The sequence below is a fragment of the Methylobacterium brachythecii genome (assembly GCF_014196345.1).
Classification (GTDB): Bacteria; Pseudomonadota; Alphaproteobacteria; order Rhizobiales; family Beijerinckiaceae; genus Methylobacterium; species Methylobacterium brachythecii.
Map to the genome: position 1 here is coordinate 500,547 of NZ_JACIDN010000002.1, position 21,666 is coordinate 522,212.

The 21,666-nt window shown below is 67.0% G+C and carries 23 protein-coding genes; 11 read left to right on the forward strand and 12 right to left on the reverse strand.

The genetic code is table 11. The features are described 5' to 3' along the window. Positions 1–53: 53 nt before the first annotated feature. From GGR33_RS06405 to GGR33_RS06415, 3 genes are all read left to right on the forward strand, one after another. A complete protein-coding gene (locus tag GGR33_RS06405; RefSeq protein WP_183503029.1) occupies positions 54–1,508 on the forward strand; it encodes an FAD-binding oxidoreductase in 1,455 nt (484 codons plus the stop codon). Positions 1,509–1,956: 448 nt separating this feature from the next. Continuing rightward, positions 1,957–2,250 carry a DUF2218 domain-containing protein gene (locus tag GGR33_RS06410; protein WP_183503031.1) on the forward strand — a complete coding sequence of 98 codons (294 nt, stop codon included), beginning with the start codon at positions 1,957–1,959 and terminating at the stop codon, positions 2,248–2,250. 60 nt (positions 2,251–2,310) lie between these two features. Then, positions 2,311–3,579 (forward strand): aminopeptidase, encoded by a 1,269-nt coding sequence (locus GGR33_RS06415; protein WP_183503033.1) that lies wholly within the window; start codon positions 2,311–2,313, stop codon positions 3,577–3,579. Here the strand turns inward: GGR33_RS06415 and GGR33_RS06420 are convergent. The 8 genes from GGR33_RS06420 to GGR33_RS06455 all read right to left on the reverse strand — a co-directional run bounded on the left by GGR33_RS06420 (position 3,572) and on the right by GGR33_RS06455 (position 9,989). After that, positions 3,572–4,549: a lipid A biosynthesis lauroyl acyltransferase gene (locus GGR33_RS06420; RefSeq protein WP_183503035.1), complete on the reverse strand. Its 978-nt coding sequence runs from the start codon at positions 4,547–4,549 to the stop codon at positions 3,572–3,574. The two genes, GGR33_RS06415 and GGR33_RS06420, sit on opposite strands and share 8 nt — an antisense overlap. A 74-nt stretch (positions 4,550–4,623) precedes the next feature. Beyond that, positions 4,624–5,646, reverse strand: coding sequence for a zinc-binding dehydrogenase (locus GGR33_RS06425; RefSeq protein WP_183503037.1), 1,023 nt, complete (start codon positions 5,644–5,646; stop codon positions 4,624–4,626). A gap of 52 nt (positions 5,647–5,698) precedes the next feature. Beyond that, positions 5,699–5,983: an SH3 domain-containing protein gene (locus GGR33_RS06430; protein ID WP_183503038.1), complete on the reverse strand. Its 285-nt coding sequence runs from the start codon at positions 5,981–5,983 to the stop codon at positions 5,699–5,701. A gap of 16 nt (positions 5,984–5,999) precedes the next feature. Next, on the reverse strand, positions 6,000–6,758 hold the full coding sequence (locus GGR33_RS06435) for an SDR family NAD(P)-dependent oxidoreductase (RefSeq protein WP_183503040.1): 759 nt from the start codon (positions 6,756–6,758) through the stop codon (positions 6,000–6,002). Beyond that, positions 6,755–8,032, reverse strand: a complete 1,278-nt coding sequence (locus tag GGR33_RS06440) for a beta-ketoacyl-ACP synthase (RefSeq protein ID WP_183503042.1) — start codon at positions 8,030–8,032, stop codon at positions 6,755–6,757. The genes GGR33_RS06435 and GGR33_RS06440 overlap by 4 nt, the downstream gene beginning before the upstream one ends. A gap of 37 nt (positions 8,033–8,069) precedes the next feature. Continuing rightward, complete coding sequence (locus GGR33_RS06445; protein ID WP_183503044.1) at positions 8,070–9,206, reverse strand: beta-ketoacyl-ACP synthase; 1,137 nt, start codon at positions 9,204–9,206, stop codon at positions 8,070–8,072. Next, entirely contained in the window at positions 9,203–9,673 is a 471-nt protein-coding gene (locus tag GGR33_RS06450; protein ID WP_183503046.1) for a 3-hydroxyacyl-ACP dehydratase FabZ family protein, read from the reverse strand. The genes GGR33_RS06445 and GGR33_RS06450 overlap by 4 nt, the downstream gene beginning before the upstream one ends. Positions 9,674–9,692: 19 nt before the next feature. Beyond that, entirely contained in the window at positions 9,693–9,989 is a 297-nt protein-coding gene (locus GGR33_RS06455; RefSeq protein WP_183503048.1) for an acyl carrier protein, read from the reverse strand. A gap of 252 nt (positions 9,990–10,241) precedes the next feature. Here GGR33_RS06455 and GGR33_RS06460 point away from each other — a divergent pair, with 252 nt between their 5' ends. From GGR33_RS06460 to GGR33_RS06470, 3 genes are all read left to right on the forward strand, one after another. Then, the gene (locus GGR33_RS06460; RefSeq protein ID WP_183503050.1) at positions 10,242–11,333 is read left to right on the forward strand and encodes an AI-2E family transporter; all 1,092 of its coding nucleotides are present in this window, start codon (positions 10,242–10,244) and stop codon (positions 11,331–11,333) included. 38 nt (positions 11,334–11,371) lie between these two features. After that, positions 11,372–11,863 (forward strand): DUF3455 domain-containing protein, encoded by a 492-nt coding sequence (locus GGR33_RS06465; protein ID WP_183503052.1) that lies wholly within the window; start codon positions 11,372–11,374, stop codon positions 11,861–11,863. A 214-nt stretch (positions 11,864–12,077) separates the two neighbouring features. Next, the gene (locus tag GGR33_RS06470) at positions 12,078–12,515 is read left to right on the forward strand and encodes an RNA polymerase subunit sigma-70 (RefSeq protein WP_183503054.1); all 438 of its coding nucleotides are present in this window, start codon (positions 12,078–12,080) and stop codon (positions 12,513–12,515) included. A 4-nt stretch (positions 12,516–12,519) separates the two neighbouring features. On the opposite strand, the gene GGR33_RS06475 is transcribed toward GGR33_RS06470, so the two are convergent. After that, entirely contained in the window at positions 12,520–12,888 is a 369-nt protein-coding gene (locus tag GGR33_RS06475) for a response regulator (protein ID WP_183503056.1), read from the reverse strand. A gap of 30 nt (positions 12,889–12,918) precedes the next feature. Next, on the reverse strand, positions 12,919–14,379 hold the full coding sequence (locus tag GGR33_RS06480) for a sensor histidine kinase (RefSeq protein ID WP_183503058.1): 1,461 nt from the start codon (positions 14,377–14,379) through the stop codon (positions 12,919–12,921). 264 nt (positions 14,380–14,643) lie between these two features. Between GGR33_RS06480 and GGR33_RS06485 the strand changes: the two genes are divergently transcribed. From GGR33_RS06485 to GGR33_RS26220, 4 genes are all read left to right on the forward strand, one after another. Then, positions 14,644–16,092 (forward strand): sensor histidine kinase, encoded by a 1,449-nt coding sequence (locus tag GGR33_RS06485; protein ID WP_183503060.1) that lies wholly within the window; start codon positions 14,644–14,646, stop codon positions 16,090–16,092. Then, positions 16,092–17,975, forward strand: coding sequence for a putative bifunctional diguanylate cyclase/phosphodiesterase (locus GGR33_RS06490; RefSeq protein ID WP_183503062.1), 1,884 nt, complete (start codon positions 16,092–16,094; stop codon positions 17,973–17,975). Before GGR33_RS06485 ends, GGR33_RS06490 begins: the two co-directional genes overlap by 1 nt. Positions 17,976–18,298: 323 nt before the next feature. Beyond that, a complete protein-coding gene (locus tag GGR33_RS06495) occupies positions 18,299–19,294 on the forward strand; it encodes a tyrosine recombinase XerC (protein WP_183503064.1) in 996 nt (331 codons plus the stop codon). A 129-nt stretch (positions 19,295–19,423) separates the two neighbouring features. Next, on the forward strand, positions 19,424–19,558 hold the full coding sequence (locus GGR33_RS26220; RefSeq protein WP_267922292.1) for a hypothetical protein: 135 nt from the start codon (positions 19,424–19,426) through the stop codon (positions 19,556–19,558). 71 nt (positions 19,559–19,629) lie between these two features. Here the strand turns inward: GGR33_RS26220 and GGR33_RS06500 are convergent, their stop codons facing one another. Both GGR33_RS06500 and GGR33_RS06505 read right to left on the reverse strand, forming a co-directional pair. After that, positions 19,630–21,099, reverse strand: a complete 1,470-nt coding sequence (locus tag GGR33_RS06500; RefSeq protein ID WP_183503065.1) for a sodium:solute symporter family protein — start codon at positions 21,097–21,099, stop codon at positions 19,630–19,632. Continuing rightward, complete coding sequence (locus GGR33_RS06505) at positions 21,099–21,293, reverse strand: DUF3311 domain-containing protein (RefSeq protein WP_183503066.1); 195 nt, start codon at positions 21,291–21,293, stop codon at positions 21,099–21,101. The genes GGR33_RS06500 and GGR33_RS06505 overlap by 1 nt, the downstream gene beginning before the upstream one ends. Before the next feature lie 182 nt (positions 21,294–21,475). On the opposite strand from GGR33_RS06505, the gene GGR33_RS06510 reads away from it, so the two are divergent. Then, a complete protein-coding gene (locus GGR33_RS06510; RefSeq protein ID WP_183503067.1) occupies positions 21,476–21,661 on the forward strand; it encodes a hypothetical protein in 186 nt (61 codons plus the stop codon). The last annotated feature ends 5 nt before the right edge of the window (positions 21,662–21,666 follow it).

Sequence of the window (21,666 nt, forward strand, 5' to 3'; positions counted from 1 at the left end):
CCTCCTGCTATGTAGAGCGTCTTCGACGGTCGGTCATCATCCCGCACGACATCATGCCTTTTTCCCAGGACACGGCTCACACCCTCATCGCGACGCTGCGCGAGCAGCTCGGCGACCGGCACGTCCTGACGGCGGCCGAGGACATCGCACCGGCCCTGGTGGAGTCGCGGGGCCTCTACCGCGGCACGGCGCTCGCCGTCGTGCGACCGGGCAGTACCGAGGAGGTCGCCGCCACGGTGCGCGCCTGCAGCGAGGCCGGCGTGCCGATCGTCGCGCAGGGCGGCAATACCGGGCTCGTCGGCGGCGGGGTGCCCTATGGCGGCATCGTGCTCTCGCTGGCGCGGCTCGACTGCGTGCGCTCGGTCTCGCCGGGCGATGCGGCGATCACCGTGGAGGCCGGGGTCATCCTCGCCGACGTCCAGGCGGCGGCGGACGAAGTCGGCATGCTGTTTCCTTTGTCTTATGCCTCGGAGGGCTCTGCGCGGATCGGCGGCAGCCTCGCCACGAATGCCGGTGGCACGGCGGTGCTCGCCTACGGCAATGCCCGCGAGCTGGTGCTGGGACTCGAAGTCGTGCTCGCCGACGGCAGGATCTGGAACGGCCTGAAGGCGCTGCGGAAGAACAATGCCGGCTACGACCTCAAGCACCTGTTCATCGGCTCGGAAGGCACGCTCGGCATCATCACGGCGGCGGTGCTGAAGCTGTTTCCGAAGCCACTCTCGCGCAGCGTCGGCTTCGTGGGGCTGCCCTCCTTTCGCGCGGCGGTGGAGCTTTTTCAGCACATGAGCCGAGCGGCCGACCGCGACCTCACCGCGTTCGAGGTGATGCCGCGGTTCGGGCTCGAGATCGTCCTCAAGCATGCGCCCGGCTCGGTCCGGCCGCTCGCGGGCGACCACGCCGTCTATGCCCTCGTCGAGTTGTCCTCGACCAGGCCGAATGCCGACACCGGCGAGGATCTGGAAGGCATGCTCGCGGCCGGGATCGAGAACGGTCTCGTCGAGGACGCGACGATCGGCACGAGCGAGGCGCAGAATGCCGGACTCTGGGCGCTGCGCGAGAATCTCTCCGACGTTCAGAAGGCCGAAGGCGGCTCGATCAAGCACGACGTCTCGGTGCCGTTGTCACGCCTCGCCGACTTCCTCGAACAGGCGACTGCGGCCTGCGAGAGAGAGATGCCGGGCTTGCGCGTGTGTGCCTTCGGCCATGCCGGCGACGGCAACATCCATTTCAACCTGAGCCAGCCCGTCGGCATGGACAAGGCGGCCTACCTCGCCGAATGGGGCCGCTTCAACCGCATCGTCCACGACATCGTCTCGGAGATGGATGGCTCGATCGCGGCCGAGCACGGTATCGGCCTGATCAAGCGCGACGAGCTTGCCCTCTACGGCGATCCCGTCGGGCTCGACCTGATGCGGCGCGTGAAGGCGGCGCTCGATCCGCACGACTTGATGAACCCGGGCAAGATCGTCGCGCTCGGCGACGACGCGCCCGCGGCGCTGCCGGTCTGACAGGATCGACCGGAGACGAGCGGCACGCGCGGTTCGTGCAACAACGCGAGGCCTCAGCGTTTCACCACGCAAATCGCTATTGTGCAGCGCACAAGATCAGCGCATATTTACCCATCGCATTGCGTCAAAGCCAAGCTTTTCAGGCGGCGATGCAGGGCACGTATGTCGGAACGTTCGCTGCCTTCACCGGATTCGGGATCGAGGCGATGGGTGACGCAAGCTTAACGGTTTCAGCACCGCTTTCGGCAACGATGCGGCCTTGCGCCTCTGCTGCGGAGACCCTGCGCGTGCGGATGTCCCGAGCCCCCGAGCCCACAGTGACATCGCGGCCTACGGCTACGCTGCGCCGCAATATCGCCCGTCTGGATAGTCAAGCTGGGCACCGCATTTCGATTCTCCATGCGAATCGAAAACCGATCTGACGAGACGAGAGAAAGGAGCCGTTACGATGCCCACCTCCCAGGCGCGAGTGCCGACCTCCGAAGCGAGCCGCTACCTGGCTCAGCTCTGCCGGCACTGGAGCCACAAGTTTCCCGTCGAGGCGAACAGCGACCATGGCGTCGTGCCCTTCGGTGAGGACCGGGTCTGCACCTTCGAGGCCAGCGCCGACGCCCTGCTGATGAAGGTCGCCACGCCCGATCCCGCCGGCTTGACCCGCCTCGAGAACGTCGTCGCGGACCATCTCCTGCGCTTCGCCTTCCGCGAGAATCTTGGCGACATCACCTGGTCGCGCGCGGCCTGACTTGAACCAAGCCGTCCTCGCCCGATCTTGAGCCGGATCATCGGGTCAGAAGGACGAGACATGACCGTGGCCGTTCGCGGGGCGGAAGCCGCCGCCCTGAGCTTCTCCGAGCGCCTCGACAGGTTGGCCGAGGTCGCCGTCAGGGTCGGGCTCGGGCTGAAGCCCGGGCAGGAGTTGATCCTCACTGCGCCGCTGGAAGCGGTGGCGCTCGCCCGCGCGATCACCGAGCAGGCCTACAAGGCCGGCGCCTCACTGGTCACCACGCTCTACAGCGACGATGCCGCGACCCTCGCGCGATTCGGGCATGCCCGCGGCGAGGCCTTCGATACCGCTGCCGGCTGGCTCTTCAACGGCATGGCCGATGCCTATCGCAACGGCGCTGCGCGCCTCGCCATCTCCGGCGACGACCCCTCCCTGCTGACCGGCCAGGATCCCGACAAGGTCTCGCGGGCGAACCGCGCCCGCTCGAAGGCCTATTTGCCGGCCCTGGAGCTCATCGCCGGCTTCTCCACGAACTGGACCATCGTCTCCGCGGCCACGACCCCGTGGGCGCGTACCGTGTTCCCGGATCTGCCGGAGGACGAGGCGCTCGCCCGCCTATGGGACGCGATCTTCGCCGCCTCGCGCGTTGACGGGCTCGATCCCGTCGCGGATTGGCAGGCACATAACGCTGCGCTTCGCCACCGCACCGATTGGCTGAATGGCCACCGCTTTGCGGCCCTGCACTTCCGGGGCCCGGGCACCGACCTGACCGTCGGCCTCGCCGACGATCACGAATGGTGCGGCGGAGCTACGACGGCCAAGAACGGCATCGTCTGCAACGCCAACATCCCGACCGAAGAGGTCTTCACCACGCCGCACAAGGCGCGGGTCGAGGGGCATGTGACGAGCACCAAGCCGCTTTCCTACCAGGGCACGTTGATCGACGGCATCCGCGTGACCTTCAAGGAGGGGCGCATCGTCGAATCGAGCGCGCGCACCGGCAACGATGTGCTCGCGCGCGTGCTGGAGACCGACGAGGGCGCGGCGCGCCTCGGCGAGGTGGCGCTGGTGCCGGCCTCCTCCGCGATCTCGGCTTCGGGCCTGCTCTTCTACAACACGCTCTACGACGAGAACGCCGCGAGCCACATCGCGCTGGGCCAAGCCTATTCGAAGTGCTTCCTCAACGGCGGCGAGGGGCTGAGCGAAGAGGATCTCGCCTCGCGCGGCGCCAACCGCAGCCTGATCCATATCGACTGGATGATCGGCTCTGCCGAGATCGACGTGGACGGCATTGCCCCGGACGGCCGTGCCGTCCCGGTCATGCGTAAGGGCGAATGGATCAGCTGACGGGTTCGGCGGGGACAGGAGCCGGCTGAGCCACGGTCTTCGGCTTCGGCAGCATGTTCGGGCGCCAGCGCCGATGCATCCAGAGCCACTGGCCGGGATTCTCGCGCACCCAGCCCTCTACGACGCTAGTCATCGCCTGCATGGCGCCCTGGACGTCGATCTGCCCGGAAGCGTCGCGCGGCAGGTCGAGAGCCGGCGTCAGCTCCAGCATGAAGCGGCCGCCGGGTCTGCGCACCACGCGCGCGCCGTGGACCGGGCACTCGTGATGGCGCACGAGCTTGCCGAGCAGCGGGTTCGCCAGCACGGGACGGCCGAAGAACTCCACCACGACGCCACGGGTGAAGTGCTGATCGATGAGCTGACCGAGATGACCGCCCCGCTCGATCACGCCCTGCATGGCGAACACGGCGCCGGGCTGCGAAGCGGCTAGGCCACCCATCGTCTTGCGGCGCACCTCGGCGACGAGCTGCGCCGCGGCCGGATTGTTTGGCGGCCGGAATACCGCGGTGGTTTCGAGCCCGAACTTTTCTGCGCAGATCGCGGGCAGTTCCCAATTGGCCAAATGGGCCGAGAACAACAAACCCGGCTTGCCGTCGTCGCGCACCGCCAGGAACTGCTCGATCCCGTGCACCGAGACGCGTTTCTCCGATCCCTCGGGATCGAAGTCGAACAGCGTGTCGAGATGCGCGTATTCGGCGCCGGTGCGGCCGAGATTGTCCCAGGCCTCGCGGGCGATGCGCTGGACGCCGGCCTCGTCGAGATCGGGAAAAGCCGCGCGGATGTTCGCCACCGCGATCTTGTGCGAGGGCAGCCACGGGCCGACGGTGCGTGCGAGCCAGCCACCCGTATCGCTGGCCCGGTCGGCACCAAGTGCCCGTGCGAGCAGGAACAGCCCCCGGATCAGAGGGATGGTCGCGAGCCCGGCCATGCGGGGAAGATGGCGCTGCAGGATCAGCGCAAGACGCAACACGGGCGGCTCATGGGCTGGCGAAGGGCGGGAATTCGGTCAGGCCGTATACCCGAAGCGCCCGCCCAAGCAACGTTTCAAAGTGTAACGAGAATTTTCCCGAACACCTTTCGTGATTCCAACCGTTCGAGCCCCTGAGCAAAGTCTGCGAGCGGCAGCACCGTATCGACGACCGGGCTCATCCCGTCCGCCATCTTGTCGAGCGCTTGGCGGATATTCTCGATGCGGCAGCCGAACGAGCCGGTGATGCGATATTGCTGCTGGAACAGCTGCATCAGGTTCATCGTCGTCGAGGGGCCGGAGGTCGAGCCGCAGGTCACGAGCCGCCCTCCCCGCTTCAGGCAGAGCAGCGAGCCGTTCCAGGTATCGGCGCCGACATGCTCGAACACGACGTCGACGCCCTTGCGCTTGGTCAGGCGCCGGACCTCGCCCTCGAAGCGTTCTTCGCGGTAGTTCACCACGAAATCGGCGCCCAGCGCCTTGGCCTTCTCGCCCTTCTCGTCGTCTCCGACCGTCGTGTAGACGGTGCAGCCGATGGCCTTGGCCATCTTGATCGCCGTGGTGCCGATGCCGGAGCCGCCGGCATGGACGAGGATGCTCTCGCCGGGTTCGAGCCGGGCATTGTCGAACAGCATGTGCTGGACGGTGCCGAAGGCGATGCCGGCGCAGGCCGCCTGAACGTGATCGACGCCGGCCGGCACCTTCACGCAGAGCCGCGCCGGAATGTTGATCAGCTCGCGCGAAAATCCGTCGATGTGGAAGCCGTAGACGCCGCCGACATCCTCGCAGAGGTTGTCGCGGCCCACCTGGCAGGCCTTGCACTTGCCGCACGTGAGCGCGCCGTAAAGCGCGACCGGATCACCGACCTTGAGGCCCTCGACGCCCTCGCCGAGCGCAGCGACCTCACCGGCCCCTTCGGCACCGACGGTGAGCGGGAGCTTGCGCTTGGCGAACGCCATGCCGCGAAAGCCCCAGACGTCGATGAAGTTCAGGCCCACTGCACGCACGCGCACCTGGACCTCGCCGGGGGCCGGCGGTGGGGGTGTATCGATCTCGATGAGGCGCAGATCGCGGTCGCCGAAGAGCTGCAGGGCTTTCATGACGGCTCCTTGGCACGTCTGCCAGGACAGATCGAGACCCAGCGCTTTCAGATCAATCCGGCGACAGATACCGCCGCCGTGCCCAGCCCACCGCGGGGCCGAACTTCACTCGGCACCACGTGTTGCCGCTCGGCGTCTCGTTCGTGCAGCCGAAGCCGAGCAGCCTGCGGCCGACGGGAATGGTCTCGACGGGCGCGGCATCCGCATCCGGCGCCTCGCGGATCGTCAGGGAGTCGCCCCTCGGAAGGCCTGAGACCCGGAACGGTTCCGGCTCGGCCAAAGCAGCCACTGTCCCCAGGACCAGCAAGCCGGCGGAGAGAGCGAGGACGCGCTGCATCGAAAGGGGCCCGCCGTCAGTTGCGATGGACGCCCATCATCGCGGTGAGGCCGCCATCGACGGGCAGGACCGCGCCGGTGATGTAGGCGGCCGGCTCGCTCATCAGGAAGGCGGCGAGCGCGGCCACTTCCTCGGGCGCGGCGAAGCGCCCGGCCGGGATCTGGCCCTCCATCTTGTCGCGGTAGGCCGCGTAGGAGGCCATCATGCCGGTGTCGATGAAGCCGGGAGCGAGCACGTTGACAGTCACGCCGCGTTTGGCCGACTCGACGGCGAGCGTCCGGCAATAGGCGATCAGAGCGCCCTTCGTCGCGGCATAGGCCGCGTTCCCCGTATTGCCGCGCAGGGCCGCGACGGAGCCCACCGCCACGATGCGGCCCGAGCGGGCCCGGATCATGCCGCGCACCAGCACCTTGGCGATGCGCGTCAGCGACCAGAAATTCACCTGCATAGCGGCCTCCGACCGGTCCCGGTCGAGCATCACTGCCAGGGCATCGGCGGATTGGCCGGCATTGTGGACATAGCCGTAGAAGGCGGTGTCCTCGATCGTCTCGCAGAAGGCCTCGACCGCGTCGCGATCGGCGAGATCGAGCCGGTGCGGCTCGAAGACGGCGCCGGGATGGGCTGCGCCGAGCTCGACGGCGAGCGCCTCGGCCTCGTCCGGCTTGGAGCGGTAGGTGAAGCTGACCGAATAGCCCGCGGTGGCGAGCACCCGCACCACCGCGGTGCCGAGGCCGCCTGCACCTCCGACGACGAGGATGCGCTTGGGTTCGCTCATGCCGGCTCGTCCGCGAGCACGAGACAGGTGTTCTGGCCGCCGAAGCCGAAGGAGTTCGACAGCACTCGGGAGACCCGCACATCACGCGCCGTCGTGACCACGTCGAGGGTCAGGGAAGGGTCAGGCACGACGTGGTTGATGGTCGGCGGAATGCGGCCGTGCTGGATGGTCAGCATCGAGACGACCGCCTCGATGGCGCCGGCCGCCGTCAGCGTATGGCCGATCATCGACTTGTTGGACGAGATCGGTAGCGAGGCGATGCGCTCGCCGAACACCGCCGTGCAGCCCATCGCCTCCATCTTGTCGTTCTCCGGCGTCGAGGTGCCGTGCGCGTTGATGGTGTCGATGGCCTCGGGCGCGGTATCGGCATCCTCGAGGGCGGCCCGGATCGCGGCGATGATCGGCTCGCCGTTGGGGCTGGAGCGGGTGCGGTGGAAGCCATCGCCCTTCTCGCCGCAGCCGAGCACGTAGCCGAGGATCTTGGCGCCGCGCGCCTTGGCGGCCTCGGCATCCTCCAGCACGAGGGCGGCGGCGCCCTCGCCCATGACGAATCCGTCGCGGTTCTTCGAGAAGGGTTTCGAGGCCGTTTCGGGGTTCTCGTTCTGCGTCGAGAGGGCCGAGAGCAGCGAGAACCGGATCAGCGATTCCGGGTTCACCGAACCGTCGGTGCCGATGCAGAGCGCGGCTTTCATCTCGCCGCGGCGGATCGCCTCGACGCCGAGCTGGATCGCGGTGGCGCCCGAGGAACAGGCGGTGGAGAGCGAGATCGGCGACCCCTTGGTGCCGAAGCGGTCCGAGATGCGGTCGGCCACGGTGCCGAATATGAAGAGATCATGCCAGGCATCGAAGCGCCGGCCGGCCGCAGCCTTGAGCAGGCTGCGATAGGTGATGTCCTCGTTGTCGCCCGAGGCCTCGGCCAGCGCCTGGCGTTGCGGCCATTCGAGTTCCACGGGCGGCACGGCGATGAACAGGGCGCCCGGGAAATCGTCGCCGATGCCGGACTGGGTCACGGCTTCCTCGGCGGCCACCTCGGCGAAGCGCTCGGAGAGCAGCGGCGCGCAGAGCGGATCGGTCTCGAAGGCGTCGACTGTGCCGGCGATCGAAGTGCGCAGGCCATCGGTGGGGAAGCGCGAGATCGTGCGGATGCCGGAGCGGCCCTCGGTCAGGGCCTGCCAAGTTTCGGCGGCGCCGCAGCCGAGGGAGCTGACGATCCCGAGCCCCGTCACCGCAACGAGCGGGCGGCCCTTGGCGTCACGGGTGGAGGATGCACTCATGAGACCGCCTTAGCGCAAGTTTTCCCGGTGTGCACGATCAGGCGGCGACGACCCGGATGACGCCCTCGCCGCTGCGATGGCCGACGGAGGTAATCGCCACCTCGCGCGCCTTGCCGGCCGCGCAGAGCGCCGCTGCGATCGCCGTGCCGAAGGAGGCCACAGCCTCGATCGGATGGCCGATCACGTCGCCGGTGGCGCGGATGCGTGCGCCGGGCAAAGCCGCCTTGAGGCCCTGCGCCTCCTCCTCGGCGAGGCTGGCGACGCCGGTGGCGCCGGACAGGATCACGTCGGGAAGCGCCACGCCCGCCTCGCGCAGCAGGCGCGGCAGGGCCTCGGCGACCGAGCCGGGCTTCCGGCGGACGCGGTCATTGGCGATCGCATCGATGACGGCGAAGGGCTTGGCGCCGCGCTCGGCCGCGCGCTCGGCGGTCTCCAGCAGCAGGAAGGCCGCGCCGCTGCCCAGGATGAAGCCGCCATTACCCTCACCGCCGCGCGAGAAGACGGGGCGATAGTCGGGCTTGTGAAGGAAGCCGCCCATCTCGTGGACGAGCAGAACGTCGGCCCGCTCGGCATTGTAGGAGCCGCCGACCAGCATGGCGTCGTCCTGGCCGGAGGCGATGCGGGCATGGGCGATGCGCAGCGCGTCGACGCCGGCCGATTCCTCGCCCATGAATGTGCGCGAGGCGCCGGTCACGCCGTGGACGATGGCGATGTTGCCGGCGAGCAGGTTCGAGAGCTGGGCCAGAAATAGCGTCGGCCGCAGGTCGTTCTGCAGGTGCTCGTTGAGATAGGCGCCGGGATTTTCCGCATCGCGCAGGCCGGTGAGGATCGCGCCGTCGACGGCATAGTCGCGCTCGCCACCGCCGGAGGCGACGATGAGATGCAGAGCCGCTTTTCGGGCTACATCGTGTTTGAGGCCCGCGGAATCGAGGGCGAGGCCGGCGGCGTAGACGCCGAGGCGCTGCCAGCCCTCCATCTGCCGCTGGTCCGATTTCTTCGGGATCTGCGTGTCGAGCGCCACCGGCGCGACCGGATGCACCGGATAGGGCGCGTAGGTCTCGGAATCGGTGCGCGGCGCTTCACCCGCCTCATAGGCGGCGAGATGGGCTTCGACGCCCTCACCCGCGCAGGAGACGAGACCGATACCGGTGATGACGACCTTGCGTCCGCTCACGCTGCCGCTCCGTCGATGTCTAGCAGCCCGATCTTCTTCGCTCGCTCAAGCATCGGCGCGTCCAGTCCCTCCGGAAACGGCATGGTGCGGAAGCGAAGCTCCGCGTCGCAGAGCGCCTTGCCCTCGTGGCGGATCGAGGCCTTGGTCACGGCATAGCCGGAACCGTCATGCTCCAGGCTCGCGGTGATCGCGAGCTGGGCACCGGGGCCGACGAAGGAGCGGAAGCGCGCCTTGTCCACCGCCATCAGGAATGGCATCTGCGCGAAGTCGAGATGTGCGAGAACGAGATAGCCGGAGGCCTGCGCCATGGTCTCGGTGAGCAGCACGCCCGGCACTAGGGGGTGACCCGGAAAATGGCCCTCGAAGACCGGGCTCGCCTCGGGAACGAGCGCGAGGCACTCGATCTGGCCGGCAGCGCGGTCGAGCCGCACCACCTGGTCGATCATCTCGAAATATTCGAGCCGCATGGGTCCTTGCCCCGGGCTATCAGGCTTTGGCGGCCTTCTCGGCGACGAGCGCGTCGATGCGTGCGCAGAGGTTCTTCAGCACGAAGTACTCCTCGGCCGGGACCTTGCCCTCGTTGACTTCCTGGGTCCAGCGCTCGAGCGGCAGCTTGATGCCGAAGGCCTTGTCGACCGCGAAGGCGATGTCGAGGAAGGCCAGCGAGTCGATGCCGAGATCGTCGATCGCGTGGCTCTCCGGCGTGATCTTCTCGCGCGGGATGTCGGCGGTGTCGGCGATGATGTCCGCGACGCGGTCAAAGGTAGCGGTGTCGGTGGACATGCGTGGCTCGCCGCTTTCTCGTGTCTCGACCGGTCGATCCGGGGGAATCCCGCCGGTCTCGGTGACCTTGGCGCGGAACGCGACCCCTTACACGAAGCCAGGGAGCACGGGCAACCTTGCCGCCCACCCTCGGTGGGACCCAGACGGACTGCACGAGATCGCGCACACGTTTCGTGTCGCCCACTTATTCCTCACGGCCTTCTCTGCAACTAGATGCATCGAGCGATGGGATGAGCGGCGGAGCAGCAGCACATGCAGGCGGGCGAAGAGTCTCGGGCACGGCCGTTCACGGCACCGGCAGATGACCGGGGACAGGCCATCGCCCGCGTGGCGCTCGCCGCCGCTCTGCTGGGCCTCGGCCTCTACGTCCTGTCGGATTTCCTGCGCGCGCTGGTCTGGGCCGTCGTGCTCGCCATCGCGCTGTGGCCACTCTACGCGAAGGCGGAACGGCGATTTCCGCCCGGCAGGCACAACATCCTCTGGCCGAGCCTGTTCACCGCCGTGGTGGCGCTCGCCTTCCTGATCCCGGTCGTGCTGCTCGCGGTCGAAGCCGTGCACGAGGCCCACGACCTCCTCGACTACGCCAAGAATGCGGAGCAATTCGGCATCCCGGTTCCGGCCATCGTCGAGCGGCTGCCCTTCGGCGCCCAGCAGGTCACCGACTGGTGGAACACGAACCTCGCCCATGCCGGCTGGGCGAAGGAGATGCTGGGCCACGTCAACACCGCCTCCAACCGCGATCTGACCAAGACCGTCGGCGCCAACGTCGTGCATCGGGTCGTGCTGTTCGGCTTCGCGCTGCTGACCCTGTTCTTCCTGTTCAAGGACGGTCGAACCGTGGTCGCGCAGTGCCTCACGGCGAGCCACCGCCTGTTCGGTCCGCGCGGCGAGCGGGTGGCGCGGCAGATGGTGGCCTCCGTCCATGGCACCGTCGACGGCCTCGTCCTCGTCGGCATCGGCGAGGGCATCCTACTCGGCATCGTCTATTGGTTTGCGGGCGTGCCCCACCCGATCCTGTTCGGTGCGATGACGGCGGTGGCCGCGATGATCCCATTCGGCGCCCCGGTCGCCTTCGGCCTCGCCGCGCTCCTGCTCGCGGGCAATGGCGGCGTGGTACCGGCGATCATCGTCGTCGCCTCGGGTTTCGTCGTCACCTTCGTGGCCGACCATTTCGTGCGTCCCGCCCTGATCGGGGGGACCACGCGACTGCCCTTCGTCTGGGTGCTGCTCGGCATCCTCGGCGGCGTCGAGACGTTTGGGCTCCTCGGCTTGTTCGTAGGGCCTGCAGTAATGGCAGCGCTGATCCTGCTGTGGCGGGAGTTCACTCAAGACGCGCCGGCCTAAGGGCGCCCTCAATCATACCATCGCAGGAACGGCACCCGATGAAATCGATTACACTGTCTCTCGCCATGCTGGCATCCGCCTCTGCCGCAGGGGCGCAGACCGCGGCTCCGATCGGATCGCCCGGCGACGTGCCCGTCCTCACGACCACGGCGACCGGCGTGCAGGTCTACGAGTGCAAGGCTTCGTCGGCCGGCGCACTCGAATGGACCTTCAAGGAGCCGCGCGCCGACCTATTCGTGGGCAAGGAAAAAGTGATCCGGCACTTCGCGGGGCCGTCCTGGGAGTATTCCGACGGCAGCCGGATCGTCGGCAAGGTCGCCGCCAAGCAGAACGCGCCGGGATCGGACGACATCCCCTGGCTTCGCCTCTCCGTCGCCTCCCGATCCGGCAGTGGCACATTGAGCGATGTCACGGCCGTGCAGCGCATCGACACGCATGGCGGCGTCAAATCGGGCGGGTGCGATCAGGCGGGAGCGGTGTCGGAGGTGCCGTACACGGCCACCTATACCTTCCTGCGCGAGGCAAAATAGGTGGATCCCAGTCACCGATCTCGGGTCGCGTCGTCGGGTACAGCGGTCCGACGCCACGCTCCAGCTAAAGTCGGTGGATGAGACTGGGCGGCCGTTGCACCCTGCCCCGCAGCAGTTCCACACTCACGGGTTCGGACGAGCGGCCCGGCAACCCCGGAGTTGCGTGGGCCGTTGATCGGACGACGCCGGCTCTTGCCGGCGCGAGGAGCCCGTCATGGCGACGCTAAAGGAATTCGAGGAAGCCTTGCGCGAGCAGGGCATGCACATGGCGCTGGCCCTGCTGCAGCGGCTGCGCGAGCGCGACCGCGCAACGCGCAGCGTTCGCCCGGCACGGCGCCTCACCGGGCAGAAGATGACTCCGGAACTCGCCCGCTCGATCCTCGAACTCCACGCCTCCACCGGCATGACCCAGCAGGAGATCGCCTTCAAGGTCGGGGTGAACCAGGGCCGGGTCAACGAGGTGATCAAGCACGGCAAGTGGCTGACCGAAGACCCTCAGGCGCCCGAGGCCATCGCCCGCGACAAGGCCAAGGCGCGGATGCTGTCCGAGCCGAAGGCACGACCGCGGCGGCCGAAAGCCGAGGCGCGGGAGCGGCCGGTGCGAGCCAAGAAGCCGGCGCCGCAAGGGGAATTGCTGCTCGGAGATCCCTGATCGATCAGGCCGGCTCGAGGCACTTCGCGATCTTACCGAGCAGCCTCGGCATGTCGACGGGCTTGGTGTCGAAGTCGTTGCAGCCGACCTCGATGCTCCGGGCACGGTCGCTCGACAGGGCGTGCGCCGTCAGCGCGATGATCGGCACATGCGCACTGCGTCCGTCTGCACGGATCGCGGTGGTGGCCTCCCATCCGTCCATGTCGCCGAGCGCCACGTCCATCAGGATCACGTCGGGCGCCTCGGACACCGCCATGGCGACGCCCTTCGGGCCGTCCTCGGCGATGACCGTCGTGAAGCCCTGGCGCGTGAGGCGCCGGGACAGCATGTCGCTGTTCATCGGGTTGTCTTCGACGATCAGGATCTTCGACATCGCGTCCGATCTCCCTTCGTGTGACCAGCGTCAGGCCGCCAGGGCCTGCGGATAGTCGGCATCCGGTGCCGGTAGATCCGGCGCCGAGGAAGGCTGCGGCATCGCCGCGGCCGGGGGCGCAACCGGCAGGGTCACGGTGAAGCGGCTGCCGCGGCCGAGCTCGGTCTCGACAGCGATGTCGCCCTGCATCAGGCGGCAGAGCTTGCGCGCCAGCGCCAGTCCGAGCCCGGTGCCGCCATATTTCGTCGCCGTCTGCTCGTCGCTGTCGGCGAACTGCTCGAACAGGTGGGGGACATGCTCGGCCGCGATGCCGATGCCGGTATCCTGGACGCCGATCCGGAAAACCTCTCCGCCGGGAGCCACCGCGCGCGCCCCCGTCACCGTGATGGCGCCGTTCTCCGTGTACTTGATCGCGTTGTGCAGGACCTGGGACAGGGCGTTCTCGATCTTCATGCGGTCGCCGGTGATGATGCCGATCTCCGGATCGAGGGCGACCGTGAGCGTGTTGCCGCGCTCCGCCGCGCTGGCGCGCAGGCCATTCACGAGGCCCTCGACGATCTCCGCGACCGAAAGGCTCTCGTTGAACACCTCCATCCGGCCGGAATCGATCTTCGCGAGTTCGAGGATTTGGTTCACGAGCTTGAGCAGGTGCTGGCCGGCGCTCTGGATGCGCTGCAGGTCTACGAAATCCTCGTCCTCCTGCTCGCCTTCGGCTTCCTCGATCAGCATCTGGCTGTAGCCGATGATGGCGTTGAGCGGGGTGCGCAGTTCGTGGCTCATCTTGGCGACGAACTCGACCTTGGCGACGCTGGCGCGCTCGGACTGGAGCGCGGCCTGCTTCAGCGCGGACGCCGTCGCCCGGTGGCTGCGCATCACGGATTCGAGCTCGGCCTGCGAGGCGAGCGCCTTGGCGTAATAGAGCGCCATCATCGTCACGTAGAGGGCGATCGCCGCCGTCGAGAGCAGGCCGAGGCGCTGCATCGCGATCGTGGAGATGCCGTGCGCCGGCGCGTCGAACAGATGATAGACTGCGTAGAACCCAAGCGCGTTGACGCCGAGCAGCACGAGGATGGCGAGCCGCATCGCCCGTGAATCCCCGACATAGAAGAAGGCCAGCAGCGGGATGGTGATCATCCAGGTCAGGAACGGTGAGGTCGCCCCGCCGTAGAAGTAGGTCACCCACAAGACGCTGAAGGTCAGGTTCTGGATCGAGATCAGTGCCAGCAACTCGAGGCGCCCGAACCAGCGCAGCAGGAACGGAAACACCCAGAACCCGCCGATCCCGAGAAGAAGTACGCCGATCTCGAAGCCAGGATCCGGTTCCGCGAGAAAGAGCACCAATGCGACGCCGTTCCCGAGGAACGGCCCGAGGATGTGGCTCAAGAGAAAGAGCCGGGCCTGCTTCCGCTTGGACTTGTCGTCGACCATGCTCGGATGAAGAAACCAGTCGACGAACCGGTCGAACCTCTCGAGCTTCAAGTTCCGGAACATGGGCTGCTTTCCGAACTCTCGCTCATCCCGTCGCAAGACGCCGACCGGAGCGAGACATGATCTGCAAAGCTACAACGACCGAATGCGCGGCAGCAGATCAAGATATGCCACGGACAAAGCCATGCAACGTTTAATGGAAATTTGATTTCTTGAGTATGTTTTACAGGAAATTAACACCATGAAATTCTTTGGCCAGAGCGCCCATATACATAAAATTAATGTTTGAAATCATACGTTCTTCTGCCTAGGAGCCGAGCCGCGTTGATGCGACCATCCGTCCAGCACATCGTCGACTGGTTCATTCCCCAGTCCGCGCATCTCGAGCGTTCGGACCTCTCGGTCGCGCGCAACTTCGTGCTGACGCACATCTTCGGGCCGTTGATGTCCCAGTCGATGTGCGTGTTCCTGTATCGCACCGACCCGAATCCCGGCTTTGCCTGCTTCACGGTCATCGCGTGCGTGTGCCTGTTCTGGACGCTGCCGTTCGTCCTGAAGTTCACGCAGAACATCAAGCTCGCCGCGATCCTGTCGGTGGAGCTCCTCGCCTTCACCGCCCTGTTCGGGACCTATTTCTACGGCGGTGCCAGCTCGCCCTGCCTGCCCTGGCTGATCATCGCGCTTCTGCTCGGCTTCTTCTACTTCTCCGAGCAGCCGATGCTGATCGTCGCGCTGTTCGCGGTGAACGTCACGGTCTTCTTCATCGCCTATATCTGCACTGACTTCCCCGAGATCGTCTCGGCGAGCGAGTTGTCGGTCGTGACCTGGATCTCGATCGTGTCCGCGACGCTCTACATGTCCTGGATGGCGATCTACTACTCGCACGTCATGTCGATGCGATCGCAGATCGAGAAGGAAACCGAGCGCTATCTCGCCGCCAACGAGCAGCTCCAGGTCGTCAAGGAACTGGCCGACGCCGCCAACCGGGCCAAGTCGGTCTTCCTGGCCAAGATGAGCCACGAGCTGCGCACGCCGCTCAATGCGGTGATCGGCTACAGCGAGCTGATCCTGGAGAACATTCCGCCCGGCACCGACGAGACCAAGCAGAAGGACGTGCGCAGCATCAACGCCGCCGGCCGTCACCTGCTCTCGCTGGTGGTCGACGTGCTCGACCTCTCGAAGATCGAGGCCGAGACGATCGAGCTCAACGTCGAGACCTTCGATCTCGCCTATCTGCTGGACCAGGTCGTCGCCACGGTGAAGCCGCTCGCCGAGGCCAACGGCAACAGCCTGATCGTGCAGCATCTGACGCCGCTCGGCTCGATGCAGACCGACCAGACCAAGCTGCGCCAGATCCTGGTCAACCTGCTCAGCAACGCCTCCAAATTCACCAAGAATGGCAACGTGACGCTCTCCGTCAGGATGGACCGGAAATCCACCGGCACCTGGCTCGACGTGCGGGTGCGCGATACCGGCATCGGCATCTCCCAGGCCGACATCGCGCGCCTGTTCGAGAACTTCCGGCAGGTCTCGGCCGCCACGGCGCACCAATACGGCGGCACCGGCCTCGGCCTGGCGCTGAGCCAGAAGCTCTGCACGCTCATGGGCGGCAGCATCGGCGTGACCAGCGAACCCGGACGAGGCTCGGTGTTCAGCTTCTGCATCCCGGCCGAGGTCTCGGAGGCCGCTGCCGAAGCGAGCGCTCCGCCGGACCACTCTCCTCTCGTGGCGCCTTCGACGGCCGCCTTGAAACCCGCCCTTGGGGTATCGTTCTGATGAACTTTCGCGACAATCTTGCGGTCGAGCAATTCGGCCCGGTGGACGTGGCGGCCGACGTCGAGGTGCAGCGTGCGCCCCGGCTCCTCATCGTCGACGACATCGCCGACAATCGGACGATCCTGCTGCGGCGCTTCGCCCGGCGCGGGTTCGCGGTCGCAGAGGCCGATGGCGGTGCGCGCGCGCTGCAGATGATCGAGCAGGAGAGCTACGACGTCATTCTGCTCGACGTGATGATGCCCGAGATCGACGGCATCGAGGTTCTGAAGACGATCCGGTCCAAATACACGCCGCTGCAGCTGCCCGTCATCATGGTGACGGCCAAGGCCGAGTCCGAGAACGTCGTCGAGGCGCTGAACCTCGAGGCGAACGACTACGTCACCAAGCCCGTCGACTTCGAAGTCGCCCTGGCACGGGTCAACGCCCAGGTCGACCGCAAGCGCGCCGAGGAGAAGGTCGCCTCGGCGGCTCACGCGCTGCGGCAGGTCAACGACCAGCTCGAACTGCGCGTCGAGGAGCGCACCCGTGAGCTCGTCGAGATCAACCAGCAGCTCCAGGGCGAGATCGTCCAGCGCCAGCAATCCGAGGCGCGCTCGCGCTTCCTCGCCTTCCACGATCCGCTGACCGGTCTTCCGAACCGCCGGCAGTTCCGCGAGGAACTGGTGAGTGGCCTCGCCGCCGCCGCGAACGATCCCGGGCAGAGCGTGGCGATCCTGTTCATCGATCTCGACGGCTTCAAAGGCGTCAACGACACCCTCGGCCACTCGATGGGCGACATGCTGCTCCAGGCCGTCGGCGAGGAATTCCGCGGCGCCATGCGGCGCTCCGACCGGATCGCCCGACTCGGCGGCGACGAGTTTGCCGTCCTCCAAGTCGGCAACCGGCAGCCGGAGGATGCCATCACCCTGGCGAACCGGCTGATCGAGATCGCGAGCCGCGAGCGCCACATCCAGGGTCATCTCACCATGATCGGTGCCAGCATCGGCATCGTCATCGGCGCAGGCCCGGGCGACGACCCGGAAGAGCTGCTGAAATCCGCCGATCTCGCGATGTATCGCGCCAAGGTCGAGGGCCGCGGCACCTTCCGCATCTTCGACCCGGCCATGGATGCCCATGTCCAGGCACGCCGCGCGCTGGAACTCGACCTGCGCAACGCCCAGGCGCTCGGTCAGTTCGAGGTGTTCTACCAGCCGCAGATCTCGCTCAGCACCCGCAAGGTCACTGGCTTCGAGGCCCTGCTGCGCTGGCGCCATCCGACCCGCGGCATGGTCTCGCCGGCCGAATTCATTCCGCTCTCGGAAGAGATCGGCCTAATCGTGCCCATCGGCGACTGGGTGATGCGTCAGGCCTGCCAAGAAGCGGCCGGCTGGCCCGGTACCCTGACCATCGCCGTCAACGTGTCGTCCGTCCAGTTCCTGCGCGGCAGCCTCGTCCCCTCAGTGGTCAGCGCGCTGGCGAGTTCCGGGCTGCCGGCGGAACGGCTGGAGATCGAGATCACGGAATCGGTGCTGCTGCAGAAGACCGACAAGAACATCGACACGTTGAACCAACTGCGCGCGCTCGGCGTGCGGATCTCGATGGACGATTTCGGGACCGGTTATTCGAGCCTCAGCTACCTGCGCATGTTCCAGTTCGACAAACTGAAGATCGACAGGTCCTTCGTAGAGGACGTCACCAGCAGCCGCGACTGCAGCGCCATCGTCAGCGCGATCCTCGGGCTCGGCACCAGCTTCGGCATCCCCACCATCGCCGAGGGCGTCGAGACCGAGGAGCAGCTTTCGCACCTCACCGGCGAGGGCTGCACCGAGGTGCAGGGCCGGTTCTTCAGCATGCCGATCGACGCGCAGGAGGTCCGCAAGATCATCGAGCGGATCGGCGTGTGACGATCCTCATGATTCACAGGGTGTGGCCATGCCCGTCTCGCATCGGCGCCCATGTGATTTTTGCACAATGAATACGCTTTAAGAAAATACCAGACCGATCTATCCTGTGATCACTTCTTCCCAGGAAGTGTCCAACACACGAACTACAGCGCGCCCCTCGGGGCGCGCTTTTTCATTGGTTCGCTATTTGGAACAGCTAAAAATTAGCTGGGAAACTATTGTGCGGCATCCTGTCTCGCGGTTCGGCCCAGCCGGCCTCCGTCGATCGACGCGCGCACTGTTAACTCCGTATCAACCCTAACGGACGTTGATGGGCGCCAGCGATGGCAGCCCACCCCTCCCCCGCGGACGATCCCGCAGCCGAGCACGACCTCGTGTCGTTCCCCGGCGACGCGGCCCTACGCGGCCTGGCGCTCGGGTGGCTCAACAGCCTCGCTCGTGAGCGCCGCATGGCGGGCAACACCTGCGAGGCCTACGCTCACGACCTGCGCGAATTCTTGACCCATCTCGACCGGCGTCTCGGCACGCCGACGATCCAGAAACTCATCGCGCTCAAGCCGCGCGACGTGCGCGGCTTCATGGCCGCGCGGCGCGCCGACGGGCTCGGTGGCCGCTCGCTGATGCGCGAACTCGCCGGCATCCGCTCCTTCGGCCGTCATCTCGAACGCGAGGGCCATGGGAGCATCGCGGCGCTCGGCGCAGTGCGCTCGCCGAAGGTCGAGCGTCGCCTGCCGCGCCCGCTACCGGTCGAGGCGGCTGTTGCGGCGACGCAATCCGGAAGCCGACCCGACGACGAGCGCGAGCCCTGGGTGCTCGCCCGCGACGCGGCGGTGATCGCGCTGCTCTACGGCTCCGGCCTGCGCATCTCGGAAGCGTTGGGCATAGCCCGCAAGGACGCGCCGACGCCCGGCCAGGACGAGGTTCGCGTCCTCGGCAAGGGCGGCAAGGTCCGCTCGGTGCCGGTGCTGCCGGCGGTCTCCCAAGCGATTGCCGCCTATCTGGCCGCCTGCCCGCATCTCCTCGCGCCCGAGGGTCCGCTCTTCGTCGGCGTGAAGGGCGGCCCACTCTCGCCCCGGATCATCCAATACGCGATGGCCTCGCTCCGCGGCGCCCTCGGCCTTCCCGAGAGCGCGACCCCGCACGCCCTGCGCCACTCCTTCGCGACGCATCTGCTGGCGCGGCAGGGCGAGCTCCGCGCGATCCAGGAACTGCTCGGCCACGCCTCGCTGTCGACGACGCAGCTCTACACCCGCGTCGACGCAGCCCGGCTGATGAGCGCCTTCGACGCCGCGCATCCGCGCGCCGGCCGGGCGGCCTGACCGGATGCCCGTACTCGGCAAAATTCCGCAAAGAGGCGGGATCTGTCCTTCGTATTGCCGCGATTGGGTCGCGGTATGTCCCCTCCGGGCCACGCCATCGGCGCAGCCCAGCAAACAATGGAGCCTGCGATGCCCGTGATCGGAATCTGCGTAGCGATTCTACCGGTTCTCGCCGTCCTTGCCGTCACCGCCGTGGTGAAGGCGATCCTGCTCCCGTTCTCAGCCGTGCGCCTGCTCTACCGCAGCCACGCCGCGCGGGCCTAAACTCGCCGAACGATCGTCATTCCGGGGCCGCGTGAGCGGAACCCGGAATGACGAGGCGGTAGGTCTTTCGACTATTTCGTCGCGACGGCCTCGCTCGAACCCGCCCGCCGGGTCGCGAGGCTGACGAGCAAAGCGACGACGACATTCAGCACGAGCGCCACGGCGCCGATATTCACGTCCTGGATCGCGCCAGGCAGGGCCGGAAACAGGCTCGTCATGGTGTGGCCGCCGATGGCCGTCGCCGCCACCGTTCCGACGCCCGCGACGATGCCGGCCGCCGCGCCTTCCTTGGTCAGCGGATTGCGTGCCCACAGGCTAGTGAGCAGCGCCGGGAAAAGCTGCGTGACGAAGGCGTAGCCCATCAGCAGGAGCTGCACGATGGTCTCGCCGCCATGCAGCGTGAAGCCCACGCAGATCAGCGCCAGCAGCGGCGTCGCGAGCTTGGCGAGACGGCCGATCGAGGCATCCGTCGCGGCGGGGCGCAGCGGCCGGTAGAGGTTGTGCGCGACGAGCGTCGCCCCCGCGATCAGGATCATCGAGCCCGGCACCAGGGCGGTGAACACGCCGGTCGCGCCGATCACGCCGACGAACCAGGGCGGGAAGGCCTCGATCGAGAGCTTGAACAGGGCGAGGTCGACATCCGGCCCCTTCAGCCCCGGCACCTGCAGCACGGCCGCGAAGCCCACCAGGAACACGAAGAGCAGCATCAGCTGGTAGAGCGGCAGGAACACCGCGTTGCGGCGAAATACGTTCGCCTCGCGCGCCGTGTAGACCGAGCCGAAGATGTGCGGGAACATCCAGCCGCCGAGCGCCGTCAGCAGGGTCGTCGAGGCGAACCAGCTCGCGCTCTGTCCCCGCTCGGGCAGCGCCAGGAAGCCGGGCTTGGCCTGGTCGATCGCCCGGAACATCGGCTCGATGCCGCCATAGAAGTGGTAGGGCAGGTAGAGGCCGAGAAAGACCACCACGGACAGGATCAGGATGTCCTTGATGACGGAGTTCCAAGCCGAACCCCGCACGCCGGAGGCCATCACATAGGCGGTAACCGTGGCGGCTCCGATCCAGATCGCCACGGTCGGCGAGATCGCGCCGTAGGAAGCAGTGGCCACGATGATGCCGAGGCCCTTGAGCTGCAGCACCATGTAGGGGACGAGCGCCACCAGCCCCACCAGCGCCACGAGCACGCCAAGCCACGGACTCTCGTATTTCGCGGCGTAGAAATCGGGCTGCGAAAACAGCTTGTTCTGCTTGGCGTAGCGCCAGATCGGCGGCAGCAGCCAGTACGAGATCAGGTAGATCAGGCAGAGATAGCAGAGGATGTAGTAGGTCGGGCCGCCCTTGCCGTAGGCCCAGCCCGAGGCGCCGAGGAAGGTGAAGGTGGTGTAGACCTCGCCCGCCATGAGCAGGAAGACGAGTATCGTCCCGAAGCCACGCCCGCCCACGGTCCATTGCTCCAGGCTCATGTCGTGGCCCGCGCGCGCCCACAGGCCGAGGCCGAGCGCGAGAACGACGGCGAGCGCGATGATCGGCAGCGCGGCGTTCATCACTCGGTCTCCGAGCGGGCGGGATCGCAGAGATAGATCACGCCCATCACCGCCGAACTCGCGACAACGCAGGCGACGAGCCACGCCAACAGCAGCGGCAGGCCGAGTACCAGAGGCTCGACCCGGTTGAGCACGAACGGCCCTCCGAGCATGCCGAGGAACGGCAGCAGGACGAGCCATTTGACGTGTTTCATGCGAGATCCCGTCTCGTGAGCGGCAGGTTCGGCGAATGTGGTGCTGCCCGGAGCAAGGCAGGTTTCGCGCCGAACCGAGCCTTCTCAAGAACTTGCGTGATGGCAAGCCTTGTCGCCCGCAGGGCGGCCTCTATCATCGCGATGTCGTCGATCGGCGAGCTGGCCACACGGGAGTGAGTCGCATGGCGTTGTTCATCGGGATCGGATGTTCCTGGTTGCTCGTCGCGGTGATGATGCTGTGGGCGCACCGGAGGGCCGAGAACCCGGAGACCGGCCAGTGGCGCTCCGAACCCTCGAACCTGTTCGGCGGACCGGATCATACCCGGACCGTCGAAGAGCCGGCTGCCCCTGGCGGATCTGCCGCCTGAGCCGG